The sequence below is a fragment of the Pseudomonadota bacterium genome (assembly GCA_039028935.1).
Lineage (GTDB): Bacteria > Pseudomonadota > Gammaproteobacteria > Steroidobacterales > SZUA-146 > SZUA-146.
This window is the reverse complement of record JBCCHD010000005.1, coordinates 34,517-52,607: the sequence shown is the minus strand read 5'-3', so window position 1 is coordinate 52,607 and position 18,091 is coordinate 34,517. Positions and strand designations below refer to the sequence as shown.

The 18,091-nt window shown below is 55.4% G+C and carries 15 protein-coding genes and 1 other RNA gene; 9 read left to right on the top strand and 7 right to left on the bottom strand.

The features are described 5' to 3' along the window. Positions 1-250: 250 nt before the first annotated feature. A complete protein-coding gene (locus tag AAF465_03820; protein ID MEM7081837.1) occupies positions 251-1,486 on the top strand; it encodes a cryptochrome/photolyase family protein in 1,236 nt (411 codons plus the stop codon). A 35-nt stretch (positions 1,487-1,521) separates the two neighbouring features. Here AAF465_03820 and AAF465_03815 read toward each other — a convergent pair whose 3' ends face one another. Next, a complete protein-coding gene (locus AAF465_03815) occupies positions 1,522-2,262 on the bottom strand; it encodes a TMEM175 family protein (protein MEM7081836.1) in 741 nt (246 codons plus the stop codon). 104 nt (positions 2,263-2,366) lie between these two features. Here AAF465_03815 and AAF465_03810 point away from each other — a divergent pair, with 104 nt between their 5' ends. Continuing rightward, positions 2,367-2,855: a GNAT family N-acetyltransferase gene (locus AAF465_03810; protein ID MEM7081835.1), complete on the top strand. Its 489-nt coding sequence runs from the start codon at positions 2,367-2,369 to the stop codon at positions 2,853-2,855. 40 nt (positions 2,856-2,895) lie between these two features. Here AAF465_03810 and AAF465_03805 read toward each other — a convergent pair whose 3' ends face one another. Then, positions 2,896-4,983 (bottom strand): hypothetical protein, encoded by a 2,088-nt coding sequence (locus AAF465_03805; GenBank protein MEM7081834.1) that lies wholly within the window; start codon positions 4,981-4,983, stop codon positions 2,896-2,898. Between the two features lie 169 nt (positions 4,984-5,152). Here AAF465_03805 and AAF465_03800 point away from each other — a divergent pair, with 169 nt between their 5' ends. The 3 genes from AAF465_03800 to AAF465_03790 all read left to right on the top strand — a co-directional run bounded on the left by AAF465_03800 (position 5,153) and on the right by AAF465_03790 (position 10,502). Next, the gene (locus tag AAF465_03800) at positions 5,153-8,878 is read left to right on the top strand and encodes a dockerin type I domain-containing protein (protein ID MEM7081833.1); all 3,726 of its coding nucleotides are present in this window, start codon (positions 5,153-5,155) and stop codon (positions 8,876-8,878) included. Between the two features lie 318 nt (positions 8,879-9,196). After that, the gene (locus AAF465_03795) at positions 9,197-9,757 is read left to right on the top strand and encodes a hypothetical protein (protein MEM7081832.1); all 561 of its coding nucleotides are present in this window, start codon (positions 9,197-9,199) and stop codon (positions 9,755-9,757) included. A 286-nt stretch (positions 9,758-10,043) separates the two neighbouring features. Next, positions 10,044-10,502: a DUF1569 domain-containing protein gene (locus tag AAF465_03790; protein ID MEM7081831.1), complete on the top strand. Its 459-nt coding sequence runs from the start codon at positions 10,044-10,046 to the stop codon at positions 10,500-10,502. 15 nt (positions 10,503-10,517) lie between these two features. On the opposite strand, the gene AAF465_03785 is transcribed toward AAF465_03790, so the two are convergent. The 3 genes from AAF465_03785 to smpB form a co-directional block, all read right to left on the bottom strand. After that, positions 10,518-11,597, bottom strand: coding sequence for a hypothetical protein (locus tag AAF465_03785; protein MEM7081830.1), 1,080 nt, complete (start codon positions 11,595-11,597; stop codon positions 10,518-10,520). 454 nt (positions 11,598-12,051) lie between these two features. Then, positions 12,052-12,414, bottom strand: a transfer-messenger RNA (tmRNA) gene (gene ssrA / locus AAF465_03780). 198 nt (positions 12,415-12,612) lie between these two features. Beyond that, complete coding sequence (gene smpB / locus AAF465_03775; protein ID MEM7081829.1) at positions 12,613-13,092, bottom strand: SsrA-binding protein SmpB; 480 nt, start codon at positions 13,090-13,092, stop codon at positions 12,613-12,615. A 73-nt stretch (positions 13,093-13,165) separates the two neighbouring features. On the opposite strand from smpB, the gene AAF465_03770 reads away from it, so the two are divergent. From AAF465_03770 to AAF465_03760, 3 genes are read left to right on the top strand one after another with little or no spacing between them, the layout of a single operon-like run. Then, entirely contained in the window at positions 13,166-14,560 is a 1,395-nt protein-coding gene (locus AAF465_03770; protein ID MEM7081828.1) for a sodium-dependent transporter, read from the top strand. Further along, the gene (locus tag AAF465_03765; GenBank protein ID MEM7081827.1) at positions 14,553-14,987 is read left to right on the top strand and encodes a type II toxin-antitoxin system RatA family toxin; all 435 of its coding nucleotides are present in this window, start codon (positions 14,553-14,555) and stop codon (positions 14,985-14,987) included. The genes AAF465_03770 and AAF465_03765 overlap by 8 nt, the downstream gene beginning before the upstream one ends. 10 nt (positions 14,988-14,997) lie before the next feature. Then, on the top strand, positions 14,998-15,321 hold the full coding sequence (locus tag AAF465_03760) for an RnfH family protein (protein ID MEM7081826.1): 324 nt from the start codon (positions 14,998-15,000) through the stop codon (positions 15,319-15,321). A 115-nt stretch (positions 15,322-15,436) separates the two neighbouring features. Here AAF465_03760 and bamE read toward each other — a convergent pair whose 3' ends face one another. Beyond that, entirely contained in the window at positions 15,437-15,796 is a 360-nt protein-coding gene (gene bamE, locus AAF465_03755) for an outer membrane protein assembly factor BamE (GenBank protein ID MEM7081825.1), read from the bottom strand. Positions 15,797-15,894: 98 nt separating this feature from the next. On the opposite strand from bamE, the gene fur reads away from it, so the two are divergent. Then, on the top strand, positions 15,895-16,314 hold the full coding sequence (gene fur / locus AAF465_03750; GenBank protein MEM7081824.1) for a ferric iron uptake transcriptional regulator: 420 nt from the start codon (positions 15,895-15,897) through the stop codon (positions 16,312-16,314). An 81-nt stretch (positions 16,315-16,395) separates the two neighbouring features. On the opposite strand, the gene recN is transcribed toward fur, so the two are convergent. Then, positions 16,396-18,081 carry a DNA repair protein RecN gene (gene recN / locus AAF465_03745; GenBank protein ID MEM7081823.1) on the bottom strand — a complete coding sequence of 562 codons (1,686 nt, stop codon included), beginning with the start codon at positions 18,079-18,081 and terminating at the stop codon, positions 16,396-16,398. Between the last annotated feature and the right edge of the window lie 10 nt (positions 18,082-18,091).

Below are 18,091 nucleotides of genomic sequence, written 5' to 3'. Positions count from 1 at the left end.
GCTCAGGCGCACGTCACGAACGGAGTGAATTTGAGGGCGAAAATGCATGGTAAAAGGATGCCGAAATCGCCCAAAAATGTCTGTGAATAACTGCGCGATTGGCGGTGCGCGATTGTGTCGGATGTCTCAGATTTAGCGACAGTTTTTTAATTTTACATCCGGGCCAACCGTGACGGTTGTCCGACTACTGCAATGATCGTGACCGCGATCACGTTCTGACAGATTCGGACTCGGTTGATACGATACGATTATGTCAAAGGTCTCCCAATTGCGTTTGGTGCTCGGTGATCAACTCAACGCGAATCACTCGTGGTATCGTAAGACCGATCCTCGCGTTACGTATCTTATTGCCGAGTTACGCCAGGAAACGGACGCAGTCTGTCATCATATTCAGACGCTCTGCGCGATGTTCAAGGGCATGGAGCTATTTGCGCGCGCATTGTCCAAAGCGGGTCACAATGTAATTTATCTCACGCTCGATTCGACGCGCTCGACCCTATCGCTACCGCAACTTCTTGACGAGTTATGCGCTAAGCATGGCTTTAATTCGGTGGCCTATCAGCGGCCAGACGAATATCGACTGCTGTATCAACTGAGAGCGTACCAAGCCGCTGCCGATCGCGACGTGGAGGAGTACGGCACCGAGCACTTTTTATTGCCGTTTGATGCGCTCCGGATGTCTTTCGCGCCGGGGGCTTCGTTGCGTATGGCGCGGTTTTATCGCGCGATGCGCAAACGATTTGGCTACTTGATGGAGGACGGTAAACCTGCAGGAGGTCAGTGGCAGTTTGAGTCACCGAATCACGCGGCATTCGATGGCGCGGAGACAGTGGTTGCGCCGCCGAAGCCAGGTTATAGAAACGATGTCGCCGATATTCTGGCGCGTATCGAGCACTACGTACCAAGGCTTTTTGGCAGAGCAGAGTCGGTGCTTGAGATGGCGATTACGCGCCGTCAAGCACGTGCTCAGCTCCGCATTTTTTGCCGATACGGCTTGCCTCTCTATGGCCTTTTGGGCGTCGCAAAAACCGAAGAATCGGTGTTCGAGCAGCGTCTTTACCATTCCAAGCTGTCCTTCGCGCTTAACGCCAAGATGGTTTCGGCAAGTGAATTGGTCGACACGGCGATCGACGCGCATCGACGCAATCCTTCTATTATCTCGTTGGTAAGCATTGAGCGCTTTGTCCGTCAGATCGTCGGTTGGCGTGAGTATTTTCGAGGCCAATATTGGGCCGCTGCACCCGGCATCAACACGTTTGATTCAACGGATTGGGTAGAGAGAGATTCCGATCGCGCCTTATCTATGGCCGAGTACTCGCATGACATTCACGAGCGCGCGGAACACACCACCCCGCGCCCGCCTTCGGCGCTGAGCCGAACGAACACCGGCAGTTTCAGCGTAATGTCGGGTTTGGACCCCAATGACGTGGAGGATTGGTTTCTCGGTGAGCGCGATGGTTCAAGGGAGCTACGAGCCGATACGTGAATGCCACCGTATTTTAGTGAGGCAGAATATGACGGCTACAAGGCCGCAATGTTCTTTTTATGCTGACGGGCGACCATTGCCGTGTAACCAAACAGTCCAAAAAAAATGAAACCGGACATCGACACAAACTGAATGGGGATGAATAGGGCGATTAACATCGAAAGAATAGAAAAAACGATTGCCGCTAGCCAACGATGGAACTCGAACTGCGTTTCCAATCGTTCGAACGAATCGAGCAGTAAATCGTCGGCTTTTCTTTTGGCGAAAAAATACAGCGCGCACATCAACGTTGACATGGCCAGAAAGCCCGCGGCGTAGAAGGCAAAAAAACCGCGTACCTGCGCAAAGCTCGTAAAGTTCAGTGTCCACGGTAAGCGGCCGCCACTGAGGAAGGTAAACATGCCCTCGAATATGAGGCGAAGTGGGTAGATATAAACCAGTAATACAAACACCAAAGACACACTGGCCATGATGGTCGCCGCGTCCTCAATTCCGTAGCGACGACTCCACTTTCGATGCCCAAACCAAAACATCATGAGCACCGCAAAACTCACTACCAAGGCAGGCAAGTGCAATAGACCATCGATAATTTCGTCGAAACTGTTGGGCACACCATCGAATGTGATGACGAGCATGGTCAGCGTAAACGCAAACGCCGCGTCAACCAGTGTGTCCAAACGGGTGGTGTCAGTGCCGCGAAGTCGAAAATGATCTTCGACGGCGAGCGCGTCGATGGCGTCCTGGGTCCACTTAGTGTCGGGGCGTAGTGCGCGCATTGAGTTCTCGTGTTAAATAGTCGTTCTTTAGCGCATGGTATACACACTAGAAAGTCGCATCAACGAGAGAAATTGCATCGACTCAATCACGATTAGGAGCTGTCATGCTAATACGTATCGCGACATCCCGCGATTGGCCACACATTTGGCGGATCATTGAGCCCATTGTTCGGGCGGGGACCACGTACGCCATCGAGCCGACGATCACTGAAGCCGACGCGTGCACACTGTGGATGAGCGCACCTCGACAGACGTATGTCGTCGAGCAGGGGGAAGACATTCTCGGCACGTACTACATCAAGGACAATCAAGCCGGGCCAGGCAGCCATGTGTGTAACTGCGGCTACATGGTCTGCGAGCGTGCAGCTGGAAAAGGTATAGCGACGCAGCTGTGTGAGCATTCCCAGCACGAAGCGCTATCCCTAGGCTACCGAGCCATGCAGTTTAACTTCGTTGCTGCGTCTAATGAAGGCGCTGTCTATCTTTGGCGAAAACTGGGTTTTGACTTGGTGGGAACGCTCCCGGGCGCGTTTTGTCATCCGACCCTCGGCGACGTGGATGCGTATGTGTTTTTTAAGACGTTGGGCGACTGACGCCCATGCCGGTGCCGGCTACGGCGAGGAAAATTCGTACTCACGGCGCACTGGAAAGGCCCGCCAAATCGGGCATGGACGCATAGCCTGGACAGGTTTTAGTGACCCGCGCCAGCGTCGCGCGTGCCTTGGATCGCTCACCGAGGACCAGCCAGGTTTGAGCCAGCCTGCGTAACGCCGACGACTCGCTAACCTCGTTGTCGATCTCAACGAGTTCATCGATTATACGGTTGTACACGGCATCGGGGACGGTGTCTTGATCGAGTTGACGCAGCATCACGTAGTAGTAGGCGCGTGACGCGCGGTCGGCGATTGCGCTGTTACCGCGCAAATGATCACGTTCGGCAATCTTACTGGCTTGAAGATAGGCACCGATGGCGCCTGAAGCATTGCCAACCTGCCGATAGGAGTCTCCAAGGTTGCCCCACATTTCATGAATCTCTGGTTCGCCTTCGGCAATGGATTCGATTGCGTCTCGACGCAATGTCGCCGAGCGCTCAAACTCACCGAGAAAGTACATGGCCTGGCCAAGAAACTCGATACCGACATAGGAGTCTGGCGCCATCTCGATGGCACGCTCATAGGTCTGCCGAGATTGTTCAACCTGGCCCATACACAAATACATCGTGCCGAGGTTGACTAGCACGAGTTCGTTTTCGTCAAACTCAATGGACTTTTCTGCCGCGGCTATCGCACCCGGAATATTGCCGGCAAACCAGTTGAGGTTGATTAGCGTGTTGTAGGGTCGCCAGGCATTTGGGTTCGCCTTTACCGATTGTTCTGCCGCAGTAATGGCGTCGCTCAACGAGGATGGCTCGCCCAGTTTGCGAAAGTGATCGAGCAGCGCTGAGGCCAGTCCCTCGAGTGCCACCGCATTTAAGGGGTCGGCATCAACGATGTTTTTGTAGAGCTCGATTGACTGTTCACTTTGCCCGGAACGGCGTAAGAAGTAAGCATGCGCGGCGCGCACGGCGCTGTCGTCCGGCGCGAGAGCCAGCGCGCGTCCGCACGTTCGTGCCGCGTCATCCATGGCGCGCTCTTCGTCGCCCATCCAAAATTCCTCGAGTAGCGCGCTGCAAAGCCCGGCATGCGCCCGGGCAAAGTTCGGGTCTTGTCTGAGCGCCGACGAGAACCGAGTTTGTGCTCGCTTGATGTCAAGCTCGGACGGTGGGCGCTCGAGATAGCGATGTCCCTGCAGATAATCATCTTGTGCCGACGCCGCGGGAAAATAGGGCGCCGCTCGACCTGCGATCATCGAGTTGATCGCCGTGGACAGCCGTGCCGCGATAGCCGAAGTCTGCGTCTCAAGTTGGGCGCTGGGCAGCGTTTCGGCCCAAAGCGGCTGTCGCTGATCGTCTATGACACCGTACAGCCGAATACCGCTCAGGCTACCCACCGACACAATGTCGCCGTAGACGACCAGATCGGCGCGAAGTTCCTGCGCGAGTGCCTCTGGAGCGTCGGATTGGGTCGCCGCAGTCGCTGTAATGCTCGCAACATGGAAGGCGTCTGTGAGGGTGTTGCGAATCGCCTCGCTCAGCCGGTTATCCACGTCGTTTTCAATCGTCGACACCACGATCGAAAGCGGTCCACGACTCAGCGGAATGACCCGACGATCGTTGCTTAGAGGCGGTGTCTGTTCGGTATTCGATGGCGTATCCGCAATGGTGTCGGTGGCGTTTACGCCGGGTTTTGGTGCCGGCCACCAAACGATCGCAGCGAGAATCGCCAGCGCGATGAGCAGCGCCCCGATCCACCCAGTTCGGCCGACAGGGTGAGCGGTAGCGGCAATATCTGACTCGGTATCCGGTGAGGTCGGTGTGCGCGTGTCAATTGGCGGCACTAAATCGGCTTCGTCCGCGGTCTTGTACAGTGTATGCACCTCAACATTCAGTGCTGAGGCAATGCGCTCCAGCGACAGCGGGTCGACGGGCAATTCCCGAAAAGCGCGACTCACCAAATCTTTGGGCGCCGCGTCGAGGTGCTCCCGATCGGCCATGTGGTCGGCCAGCGCCGACTGGGTACGAAAGCCGGCCGCCGTCAGCGCCTGGCTCAGCCGGGTCCGAGACGCTTGGACACCCCGTTTGCGTTGCGGACCGCTGGCTTGGCGATTGTCGTCGTCGCTCACGTGAACCGTATCCCCCCAGGATTGGTGTAAGTTATTGAAATTTAGGGTGGTCGGGACCTATCCCTCGATAACTACCGCTAAGTTCGCTATCTGTCGATGACCTGACGGCCCTGCTCAGAGAGGCTAGGGTGGTACGAAAACCAAAAAACCAAACACCTGGGGGACGTCGATGAAAACACCAACACACATCACTATTCTAATCGTTTTGCTGTTCGGCAGCAGCGCCATTGTAACGCACAGTGCGCAGGCCTCGCTGACGCTCGACGTGGCCACGACCGTCGATGAAGTTCGGACGGGCGACCGCGCGCGAGTCGAATTTACGGTGGGCAACACCGATGGTGCGGCGCGCAATAACGTGGTGCTCACCATGCCGTATCCGAACGGCCTTAATCCGGTCTCCGAGAGCAATTTCGATGGCGACTGTCCTAGCTCTACGTGCACCGCCGGCGAGCTGGTCACCTGGGACCTCGGCTCGATTCCCAGCGGCGGTTCGGTGACGGTGCACATTGCGCCCAATATCACTTCGACGACCGCCGACGGCACGGTTATTGAGTTTGATGCCTCAGTGACGGACAGTTCATTAGACGATGCCAGCGTCGCGACCACGATCACTGCGCGTACGATGACCAACTTTGATATCACGCTGAGTGAAACACACGATCCGGCGACGCCCGGGTCGTTGCAAACTTACCGTGTCGATTTCGGGTTCCTGGCGGACGTGGCAAGCGTCACCAATTCCACGCTTGCGTTGTCTCTACCGGGCAATGTGACGTTCGTATCAGCAAGCGATGGCGGTACGTTGTCCGGTTCAACCGTTGAATGGCCACTCGGCTTTTTGAGCCCAGGTGACAGTGGTGTGCGCGATGTGCACGTGATGATTGACCCGAGCGCTCAATCGGGGGATGTGGTGAGTGCGAGCGCGACGATCTCGCAAGTGGGTGATGCGACGAATGCGTTGACCTCGAGTGTATCGACAAGCGTTGCAACCATGTCCGGTTTACAACTGGCGATTGAGAACAATCGCGATCAGGTCCGAGGCAGCGGTCCATTGAGTTATGTGTTGACCGTCACCAATAACGATCCATTTACTCGCTTTGGCGTCAATGTTCGAGGCGCGTACCCCAATTCACTCAACCCGCTTTCAGAGGCGTATTTCGAGGGAGACTGTGGTAGCTCCACCTGCACATCCGGTGAGCGCATGACCTTCACCGTCGGTGATATCGTAGCAGGGGGCAGCAAACGTTTCGAAATGCCGGTGGTGGCGACCAGCACCTCGACCGGAGGCGAGTTGATCAACCTGGACTTAACCGTGACCGATCTCGCTGGATTGCAAACGCGCCAGACCGAAGTCATTCGCGTCAACAGCGATACGCTTTATGAGGTTATTATTACCGACAGCGCAGAGCCTGCCTTGACCGACGCTGAACTGTCTTATCGAATCGACTTTGCGTATCGGGCCGATGCAGCCACGGTGAACAACACCGAATTGGTTGTCACATTACCCGATCAAGTAACCTTCGATGCGGCCTCAGATGGTGGCGTGCACGTAGGAAACACGGTCACCTGGAACCTTGGCTTTATGAGTCCCGGTGAGGGCGGTACCCGTACGATCGATGTGACCACCGATACGGGTCTTACGAACGCGACGGTGCTGCCAGCCAGCGCGCGCCTTCAAAGTCTGACAACTCCTGCCGAGTTTGCTCTGTCACAGATCAACACGATTGTCGGTGCATCGACAGGATTGCAGGTGGCAATGGAATCGAATGTGACCCCTGTGCGACCGAGCAGTCGCAACCACTATCAATTGGTGGTGAGCAATACCGATCCGTTCACGCGTTTTGGGGTCGAGCTCACGTTGATTTATCCCAATGAGTTCAATCCGGTTTCGGAAGCCAATTTCGAAGGTGATTGCGGCAGTTCAACGTGTACGGCGGGTGAGATTGTGGTCTGGCAGTTAGGTGATTTGGCGGCCAATAGCGCCACCACCGTAGACTTACCGTCAGTCCTAAACAGCGGCGCCCTGTCGGGTCGACTGATTCCCTTGTTGATGCTGGTTGAGGATGATCAAGGTCTGCAATCGTCAAAAGGTGAAACGCTGCGCGTTTCCAGCGATTCGCCGTTTGAGATGGTTTTGAGTGCGGACCGCGACCCTGTCACGGTGGGAGATGTACTGACCTACACGATTAAATACGCTTATCGCGAGGACGTGGCGTCGGTCGTTCAAAACACGATGGATCTTGAATTGCCAGACGGAACCACCTTTGTGTCGGCCAGCAATGGCGCGACCCATGCCAACGGTGTAGTCAGTTGGAACCTGGGGTTTATGACACCGAATGACGGCGGGCGACTTACGGCGACTGTGATGGTCGACACGCCTGCGCCGGCCAACCAGGTACTCGAAGCGGTTGCGCGCATGAGTTTGGTGGGCGATCTGGCGACGCGGTCGCGCGCCGAGCTGCACACGATTGTTGCCGACGCGAAGGGCTTGCAAATCAGCACTACCGCTAATCCGGATTCGGTGCGTAGCGGTGATTTATCCAACTATCGTATTAGCGTACTGAACAACGATCCGTTTACGCGGTTCAACGTTAACGTGAGCAGTATTTATGGCGATGGACTCAATCCGCTGTCGGAAGCTAATTTTAACGGCGATTGTGGATCGTCTACTTGCACGGCTGGCGAACGTGTTACCTGGCTCGTCGGCGACATCGGCGCTGGCGAGGCGCGCACGGTGTATCTGCCTTCGTTTGTGACCGCCGGTCAAGTCGGTGGCGAGATGACCACGATCAATACGTTGGCCGAAGACGATCTGGGCGCGCATGCGCGCAGTACCACTGCGCTGCGTATCCAAAATGATACGGTTTACGACGTCGCGATCGATGCGAGTGCGGATCCTGTCGCCCCGGGCAGTTCGCTCACATATCGTGTGACGTATGGCTATCGTGAGGATGCCGGACAGGTGCTGGCGAGTCAGCTGCGACTACCGCTTGCGCCGGGCACGAGCTTTGTCTCGGCTACAGCAGGCGGCCAGCTTATCGGGGGCGTTGTCGAGTGGGATCTGGGCAATCTCGCTCCCGGAGAAGGGGGGATTGTTGAGGTAGTGGTGACAGTGGACTCAGCGCTCGTCGACGGTCAGGCCCTACAAACCGCGGCGACATTGATAGACGCCAATTCGCAGTTTGAATCGGCCGTAGCGGAAACAATGAGTGTGGTGGCTACCGGTCATCCTCTTAGCGTGACGGCTCAAGCGCTGACTGTATCGGCGGAACCCGGCCGCGAATTAGCGATTCTCTACACCGTGACCAACAATGATGCGTTTAGTCGCTTTGGTGTAACGCTCAGCACGATGATGCCGCCGGATCTCAACGTGTTGTTCGATAACAATGCGGACTTTGCGGGTGATTGCCCAGGGACGTCATGTACGTCGGGCGAGCGTATTCAGTGGGCGCTCGGCGAATTGCCCGCGGGCGCTACTGTCTCGGTGTTGTTGCCACCAATCGTAGCGAACGGTGCGGTTGACGGCAGTGTCATGTCCTTTAACGCTTGGGTGACCGATCAACTGTCGCAGCAGGCGCGAGCGGGTGTGGCGCTCTATACAGGTTGCCTGGATGCAATCGATGGTGATTGCGACGGCATCGTTGACACCAGCGATAACTGCCGCTTGTCGCCCAACACACCACAGCGCGATACGGACGGGGACGGGTTTGGTAATGCGTGTGACCCCGATTTGAACAATGACCAGATCGTGAACTTCATTGATATCAGTCTGTTCTCAGCACGGTTTTTGACGAGCGATGCCGATGCCGATCTCAACGGCGATGGCGCAGTCAACTTCCTTGACTATGTGATCATGACCGAGTTTTTTCTCAGCCCGCCCGGTCCGGGCGCATTGTAGGTCGTTTCATTCGACCACAGGGAGGGGCGGCTTAGCCGCCCCTTCTCGTGTTTGAGGTGCGCCTAAGTGATTGATTTTAAATTGTCGGAGTGTCGACTTAGTTTACATAGTGTGTCGGAAAGGCCAATTAAAGACCCTTTGCCGTTCGCCTCGACGTGACTATCTGGGTCAGAAACCCGTCAAAAGTGTGACCGGCGTCACATTTTACGTAATAAAATGTTACGTCAAGTAAACGAACGGCCGGTCGAACATAACCTGGCCCGAATATTGCTTCATTTTGCGGGCATCACAACAACATGAATTAGACGGGAGTACGACATGACTCGAATTTTTGCTGGGTGGGCCGCGGCGATGGCTCTTCTTGTTGCGCTGCCAAGCGCGCACGCCGTACCGATCACGGCCGATATCTACAATTTTAGTGTGGTTCACCTGGGCTCCAACCCGGCGGGTACGGGCGATCAGGCAGACTGGTTTCGGTTTGACGCGGGCCAAACGCTGGATCTTGATCTCACCAACAACTTTTTGGCGCTCTTGGCACCACAGAGCTTTACGCTCACCACGGATAATGGTGCGACCGGTCTTTTAGAGTTATTGAGTTTTTCCATGGATCTGAACGACTCGGATGGTTTTTTGGGCGGTTCGATTGATTACGTACTCAATGGTGCAGCGGGTCAGTTTTTATTCAGCGACAGTAATTACGGGTCGAGCGTGTACAACTCGTCTTCCGTTGAGAACGGTATATTCAGTCTGTTTATCTGGGGCGGCGATGACGCCAATGATCTGGGTTTAGATCTGGGTATTTCGGCACAAATTCCGGAGCCAGGTATATTGGTATTGATGGTGACCGGGCTTATCGCGCTGCGACTGTTTCGCCGATAACCTGACCTCGGTCCGATCAAAAACCTCTGGGTGCGAATGTGCCCAGGGGTTTTTTATTCATTCTCAGGGCGTGATCGCATTTTTTTGCTTCGGAACGCTTTCTTGACTATCGTTTCTCCTTCGCAGCAGTGCCTGCAAGAAAACAACGCACCGGAATAACCAAGCGTTGCTGACGGCAGGTACGTTTCAATCCACTCGTCGGAAACCCAACCTTCTCGTGAATCGCCGTCGCGCTATCCAGTTAATCCTATCCGCCGGAGTAGCCACTGGCGGCGGAATATGGTTAATGCGTGATCGCGCGCATCCGCATCTTCACGTCACGCGAGCACTGGCGCATCTTCACCAGGTGAATGTTCAGACTTTGGTTAACGAGGGCGCCTGGAGCGTAGCGAGAGTTCTGCATCATCTTGCGCAGAGTATCGCGTTTTCAATCGACGGCTATCCACACCTTAAATCGGATGTCTTTCGGCACACCATTGGGCCGCTTGCCTTATCGGTGTTCGAAGCAAGAGGGAAGATGATGCACGGCTTGGACGAGCCTATTCCTGGGGAGACGATTGACCCCTCTATCGAGGTTGAGGTCGCACGGGACCGGCTCGTGGCAGAACTCACGCGATTTGACGCGCATGCTGGGCCGTTACAACCGCACTTCGCGTATGGCGAGTTGGACAAGTCGCATTACGCACGGGCACATGTGATGCACATCCAGAATCATTGGTTGGCGATGTCGGTGAAGGACGATTAGACCGTCTAGGCACGCTTATTTGGCGGCTGTCCATCGGTGGCAGCGAAGGCGATTATCTCGGTCGACATGGTGTGCAACGCGCTCATAGAATTGTTCGCGGGCGTGCAGCTCGCCGTGTTGCTCGATCGCATCTAAAAACGCGGCGCTCAATGTCTGGCTACTGTAAAGCGCGCCGTCTAAGTCGATCGTTGCGTTAGACGTAAAGCCACGCTGGGGCGTACCGAAACTCAGGGGCATCGTGTTTCTGAATCGTGTTCGTGTATCGAAGCGCTGCGCTTCAGTGCGTTCCGCCAATCGTAGATCGCCTAACGTTTCATAGGCGCTTTGGGCGATTGCCAAACTGATCATGACGCTCAATTGCGTCTTGTTTTGCTTCGCACTAGTTTGTGCATACGCCGCGCAGGCATATGCCCATTCATCCTGCAGCTGGCCTTGGTCTCGGCACATCTGGGTGATCGGCAGGTAGGACGGTACACCTGCCGCGGCAAACCCGATCGCGGCACTCATGTGATGTTGCGCGCGGATGTCGCTCGCCGACAACGCATTGAGCACGAGTCGGACGGTGTCGACAAAAAAATCGTGAGACTCCGGAGCGGCGGCAGCCTGGCGAACCGCGTGTAGCGCATCATCGGTCTGTCCGCGAGAAAATCGACCGGCTGCGATGTGCATCCAGCTTTCGCTGTTTTGACCATCGACGGCGAGCAGTCGTTCTTCGAGTGCAGCCGTTGAACAGCGAGCGTCGTTCGAGCGTAAACATCGCGTCATCGCATGCCACAGCACGATGGGTTCTTGCGTGCCCGTTTCAATCGCTTGGAGGAGAAGGTCGAGCTTTGTCTGTTCGTCGGAAGCCAATATCGCGGCGGTAAGCAACGCGTCGGCATCCGTTCGTTGCGAAAGCGCGCCGGACAATTCGGCGGCTTGCTGCAGCATGACATTGCCGAGCTGATCGAAGTCTTGCTCACTTTGTGCTGTGTCGGATGTGGCATCACACGCGACGATGAGTTCGTCGACTACGGTGTCCGACAGCCGGGCTGTCGACTCCGTTATTGTGTCTTGGGCATCGTGCGGGGCTTGTTCATCGATCTGGCCTGGCATCCTTAACGGAGTCGATTGATGTTCCGATGCGGTGTTAGGGCGGTCGTGGCGCATCGAGAAAGCCAGGAAAAGCACTATTCCGACAATCAGAATCACCGCCATGACGCGTTGAGTATTCATCACATCAGCTTAAGCGCTGGTTGATTGTTTGGCAAAGTGACCCATTTAGGCGCGGCTGAACTCGCTGGCATCACAACACTAACAGGTGGTGATCACGGTGTTCCCAGCCACTCAAGCAAAAAAAAATGGCCCCCAGCGGGGGTCGTTAGTGGCCTGTTTATGCGAGGGTGGAGGCGGCGGAAATCGAACCAGTCGCGTGGGAACGCGGTGCTTAGACCCAGCTATCTTTAGGCGCGGCTGAACTCGCTGGCATGACAACACTAACAGGTGCTGATCACGCGTGGTTCCCGGCCATTCAAGCAAAAAAAATGGCCCCCAGCGGGGGCCGATTTTTTGGTGGAGGCGGCGGGAATCGAACCCGCGTCCGAAGATCCTCCACTCCAAGCTCTACATGCTTATTCCGTCTTTATTCTTACTAACGGCAACCCGACGGGCAGGGAAAACCGCTAGCCAGTTCAGTTAGGTTTTAACGGCTTGGCCCTGAACATACCTCACTCGCGATCTTGTGAAGATGACCCCTGGAATCCAAGTGCACAAGCACAGCCTGGTCAGAGGGCACTAAGCGTGGTTTTTAAGCAGCTAGTGCGTAGTTGTCGTCGTTGGCAACTATAAGTTGTTGTAGCTGGTTTAACGAGGTGATCTACCCCTCGGCATGCACTTGAAGTTTTGCAACCCCCGTCGAAGCCAGGTCGCCCCCTTTAAGTGTCGAGGCAGTGTAATGGATTTTTACTCGCCTGTCTCAATAGACGGTTTTTTTATCGAATGGTTCCGCCATCAGCGCGTGTGAGTTTTGTCCCGGTGAGGCCGACGGCAGGGGGCATGGCGGCCGATGGTGGCCGAGCGTTACCGGGTGTGCCGCTCAGTCGTTAATTGGCTGATACGGTGTTCAGCGGCGTCAGCGATTGTGTTTCAGAATGCGCTCTTTTTGTCGTGCCCAGTCACGATCTTTGCTGGTTGCGCGTTTGTCGTGTTGTTTTTTGCCTTTGGCGATACCAATTTCGAGTTTGGCACGACCCCGCTTCCAATACAGTTTAAGCGCGACTAATGCCATGCCCTTGCGCTCGACTAGGCCAACCAGGTTATCGAGCTCACCGCGATGTAAGAGCAGTTTTCGTGACCGTGTGGGTTCAGGGCGGAAATGCGTTGAGGCGGTCTTGAGTGGCGTTATGTGGGCGCCAAGCAGCCACGCCTCGCCACTTTGTATGATGACGTACGTCTCGGTCAACTGCACTTTGCCCGCGCGCAGGCTTTTGACTTCCCAGCCCTGCAGCTGCAGGCCAGCCTCGAGCGTGCGCTCGATAAAATAGTCGAATCGGGCTTTTTTGTTGACGGCGATGGTCGCGCTGTCTTGGCCCTTCTTGCCGGGTTTACTCATGCGCGGATTATAGTGACAAACCGCCGCAGATACAGCTAAACGCTTGTTACCCGTACGTAAAAGGCGCAAAATTATGAGCAATATTCGGATTGGGGGCGAAACGTTGGAAAAACGCACTTCTTTACAGGGCTTTTGGTCGTCGCGACTGGCATTCATTCTCGCGGTGACCGGCTCGGCGGTCGGTCTTGGCAATATCTGGAAGTTTCCGTACATCGCCGGTGAATACGGTGGCGGTGCGTTTGTGCTGATGTATCTGGTTTTTGTGTTTGTGATCGGCTTGCCGACGATGATGGGAGAGATCCTGATCGGCCGTCGTGGGCGGCGCAATCCTGTGGCAACCCTCGAAATTTTGGGCGAAGAGGAAGCCAACACCCGTGTCTGGGGTTGGGTGGGTCTGATGGGCGTTGTCGCCGGCATAATGATCCTGTCGTACTACTCGGTCGTTGCCGGCTGGGCGCTTTCCTATATCGGTAAGGCCGCACAGGGGATGTTTACCGGCTCGACCGAAACCGATGTGTCGAACATTTTTAATGGGCACGTGGGCAATTGGAAGCCAATGCTGGGCTTCCACACGTTGTTCATGGTGATGACTGTGTTTGTTGTCGCTCGAGGTGTGCAGCGCGGACTGGAACAGGCCGTGCGAATATTGATGCCAGCGCTGATTGTGATGTTGTTGGTGTTGCTGGTGTACGCATTTAAGAATGGAGACTTTGCGGCCGCGGTGGACTACATGTTCCGCCCCAAAATGGATCAGCTTAATCTAGAGGGCGCGCTCGTCGCGTTGGGGCACGCCTTGTTTACGTTGAGTGTCGGTATGGGTGCCGTGATGGCCTATGGCGCGTATTTACCTGAAGACTCAAATATTGGCACAACTTCCGTCACAGTGGTCATTGCCGATACCGCAATCGCGTTGTTAGCCGGTTTGGTTATTTTTCCAATTGTGTTTGCGAACGGTCTGTCGCCGTCTGGCGGACCGGGATTGATCTTTCAATCACTCCCGCTGGCGTTTGGTGGCATGAATGGCGGCGTGTTTTTCGGCACGCTGTTTTTCATTCTTTTGAGTTTTGCGGCCTGGACATCGGCGATCGGGTTGATTGAACCGGCGGTGGCTTGGATGAATGAACGCTTTGGCATTGCGCGTAACAAGACAGCCATGATTATCGGTCTTATCATCTGGTCACTCGGTATCCTGAGCGCCTTGTCGTTTAATTTACTCGCGGACGTGCAAACCCCATTCGGCTCGCTGTTCGACATGATGGACTACATCACCAGCAACATCATGCTGCCCCTGGGCGCGTTTCTGATTGTCGTGTTTGCCGGTTGGGTTATGTGTCGCAATTCAACATTCGACGAACTGAAAATGGGATCAGGTTTGCGTTTTTCTCTTTGGCGAATCGCTGCTCGCTATGTCGCGCCGGTCGGCATTGTTCTTATCTTTCTGACTCAGCTCGGTGTGTTTGATGGCTAAATTTGAACGTACGGTGTTCGTGCCTTACACGCCGGTCCAAATGTATCGACTGGTTGACGACGTTGACCGATACCCTGAATTTCTGCCGTGGTGCGAGAGTGCTCGTGTGGATTCTCGTACCGATACCATGGTTGAAGCTACGCTGGGTTTTCGGCAGGTGGGTTTCAATGGCAACTTCACGACGCGCAACACGCTGTCACCGAGCACGCGGATCGATATGGAGCTGCTCGACGGGCCGTTTGATCAGCTCAAAGGCCATTGGGCGTTTGAGGACGACGGGGACGGCGGCTGTGGTGTGACACTCAATCTCAAGTATCGCTTTGATAATCCTCTAGCGGGTTTTATGTTTGCCACAGTGGTCGAAACCATTGCGGGCGAGTTGATTTCCGCGTTTGCGACACGTGCCGATCAGGTGTACGCCGACTGAAGCGATGAGCGTGTCTGAATCGACTATGGTGCGTTGTGAGCTGGTATTCGCCACGCCCGAACGCCAGGTTTTGTTGTCGTTGACGGTGCCCGAAGGCACGACCGCAATCGAATTAGTTCATCAGTCGCCGCTTGCTGCCGAATTTCCTGAAGTTGACTTCAGTGCGCCACCGCTTGGTGTATTTGCCCAGCGCGTAGCGACCGATTACATCGTCCAGGAGGGCGATCGCGTTGAGGTATACAGGCCACTCACTGCCGATCCCAAAGACGTTCGCCGGGCGCTCGCCGCTTCGGGTTTGACAATGGGCAAACGGGATGATGAACCGTTGCCGTGACGAAACAGCGTGACCGTTGCCGCCGCCACGGCACGCTGAGCAAACGACAGTGCGATCGGGAACTGGGGGTACGGCGCCTTGAGCGGTGGCGGCTATTTTAGGCGATGACCGGCGCTTACGATTCGCTTAGTGCCGTCTCAGTATCGGGATTCTGGCCGTATTGTTCGACGCGCTGAACCGTATCGCCCTCAAAATAAATCGTCACCTTGCGCTCGATAACTTGGCCAGTTTTGCCAATGCGAAACTGATACACGTAGTCCCAGCGATTCTCATGGAAGGAGTCGGCGATCATCGGTGTGCCAAGCAGATATTTAACCTGGTTGCGAGTCATACCTGACTCGACCTGGTTAATTTTTTCTTGATCCAGATAATTGCCTTGGAGCACGTTGATTTTATAGCCGCCGCAGGCGCTCAAGCCTGAGGCGAGAATGAAAAGTAGAACGTACTTACCTAAAACTGGGGTATACTTTGTCATCGTTTTTTAAGCCTTCCGTCACTCTATCAATCGGTTACGGTTGATCGATCGACGCGAGTATACCGGAATTAACCCCACCTAGTAGAGAGTTCTCACCCATGAGCGCCAACAATCAAAGTCAAGATCTTCGCAAAGCGGGCTTGAAAGTCACGCTTCCCAGGCTGAAAATCTTCGAAATCATGGAGACATCCGACACGCGCCATCTGAGCGCGGAAGACGTCTACAAGCTCTTGCTTGAATCCGGCGAAGACATCGGTCTTGCCACGGTGTATCGCGTGCTCACTCAGTTTGAGTCGGCTGGGCTTGTCACCCGGCACAATTTTGAGGGCGGTCACGCGGTGTTCGAGCTCGATCAAGGGCAGCATCACGACCACATGGTCTGTATTGAAACCGGTGACGTGATCGAATTCGTCAGCGATGAAATCGAACGATTACAGCACGAGATTGCCGAGAAGCACGGTTACGATCTGGAAGATCACAGTCTAGTGATGTACGTCCGGCCAAAAACCAAAAAATAGGCCCGATTCGAGCGCATTGCGTCGAGAACGGCGTCGTTGTAACTATCCGACGTCAAGCCACGTGAAAAAGTTCAGTCTCGATTACGCCTGAGCGCGTGGAGTTTTGTGGGCGTCGCCGAGTAGTTCTTTTGCGTGACGTCGGGTCGTAGCGGTCACTTCAACGCCGCCCAACATGCGCGCAAGTTCTTCGATGCGCTCTTTACTATTGAGCAACGTGACTTGGCTCTGTGTGCGGTTATCGAGCGAAGCCTTGCTGACTTTTAAATGCTGATGGCCGTGGCAAGCGACCTGTGGAAGATGAGTAACTGCGAGCACTTGGAAATGCTGACCTAATTCCTGCATGCGCTGACCAATGAGAGCAGCCACCGCGCCGCCAACGCCAGCGTCAACTTCATCGAACACACGACAGGACGCGCCGTCACTCGACGCGGACACAACCTGTACGGCTAGACTAACGCGCGACAATTCGCCGCCTGATGCGACTTTTGCTAAGGGCCGCGCCGACTCACCTTGATTGGCCTGAATCATGAACTGCACCGTGTCGATGCCATCTCGTCGCCACGTAGCGGTGTTGTCGCTAACCACATCCACCGCAAACTGGCAGTCGGGCATGCCCAATTCACGAACCAGCTCTTCGATGCGTTGGCCCAACTGTTTCGCGGCTTTTTTTCGCGCTGTGGTAAGTTTTTTTGCCGCGTTTAGAAAGTGTTTGGCGGCGGCGCTAACCGCTTGTTCCAGCGCGGCGAGCGACTCTTCAGCGTTATCCAACTCGACGAGTTCGTGGTTGAGACGGTCGAGCTGCGCGACGAGGGCCTCCGGTTCAACGCGGTGTTTTTTTGCCGCGCCCGACAGCGCGTCGAGCCGGCTTTCGACAAAGTCACGACGGGCTGGGTCCATGTCCAGTGTGTCGGCATACCGCACGAGTCCAGATAGCGATTCCTCAATCTCGATCTCAGCATGTGCTAGCAACTCGTCCAGCTCAGCTAACGTTGTATCGATGGTTAATACGCCGGCCAAATTACGACGCGCTGAGGCCAGCGCCGACTGAGCGGAGGACGAATCATTACTCAGTGCCTCAATGGCCGCCTGTGAGGCTTCGGCCAAGGTCGAAACGTGGCTGAGGCGGTACTGTTCTTCGCTGAGCGTCGTGAACTCGCCGTCGAGTGGGGCGAGCGTATTGAGTTCGTCGCACTGGAACCGCAGTAGATCCAGGCGTGCGCTACGTTCCTGAAGTCGTTGACGCAGCGCATCGAGCTCGATTTGCTTCGTTTTCCACGTGTCAAAGGCCTGAGCAGTTTTGTTGAGCAACACCGCGTCCAGCGTGGCATCCAGCAGTGCGCGCTGAACTTCCGGTTTGAGCATTGCCTGGTGGGCATGCTGGCCATGAATGTCGACCAGAAGCGCACCGAGTTCCTTAAGCTGCTGCACTGGGCAGGGCTTACCGTTGATGAAGGCCTTGGAGCGACCGTTAGCGTGAACAACGCGGCGAACAACGCACTCATGATCGCTGTCGAGCTCGCGATCGCGCAGCCAGGCTCGCGCGCTCGATTCGTCGGTGAGGTCGAAAACGGCACTGAGCTCGGCCTTGTCGGCACCGTCGCGCACGCTCTGTGTGTCAGCGCGATCGCCCAGTACGAGCCCCAAGGCGTCAATTAAAATCGATTTACCGGCGCCTGTTTCTCCGGTGAGTACCGTCAAGCCGCGCTCAAATTCAAGGTCGAGCGACTTAGCGATCACAAAGTCGCGGATGTGCAGATCGGTGAGCATGAGAGAGAGT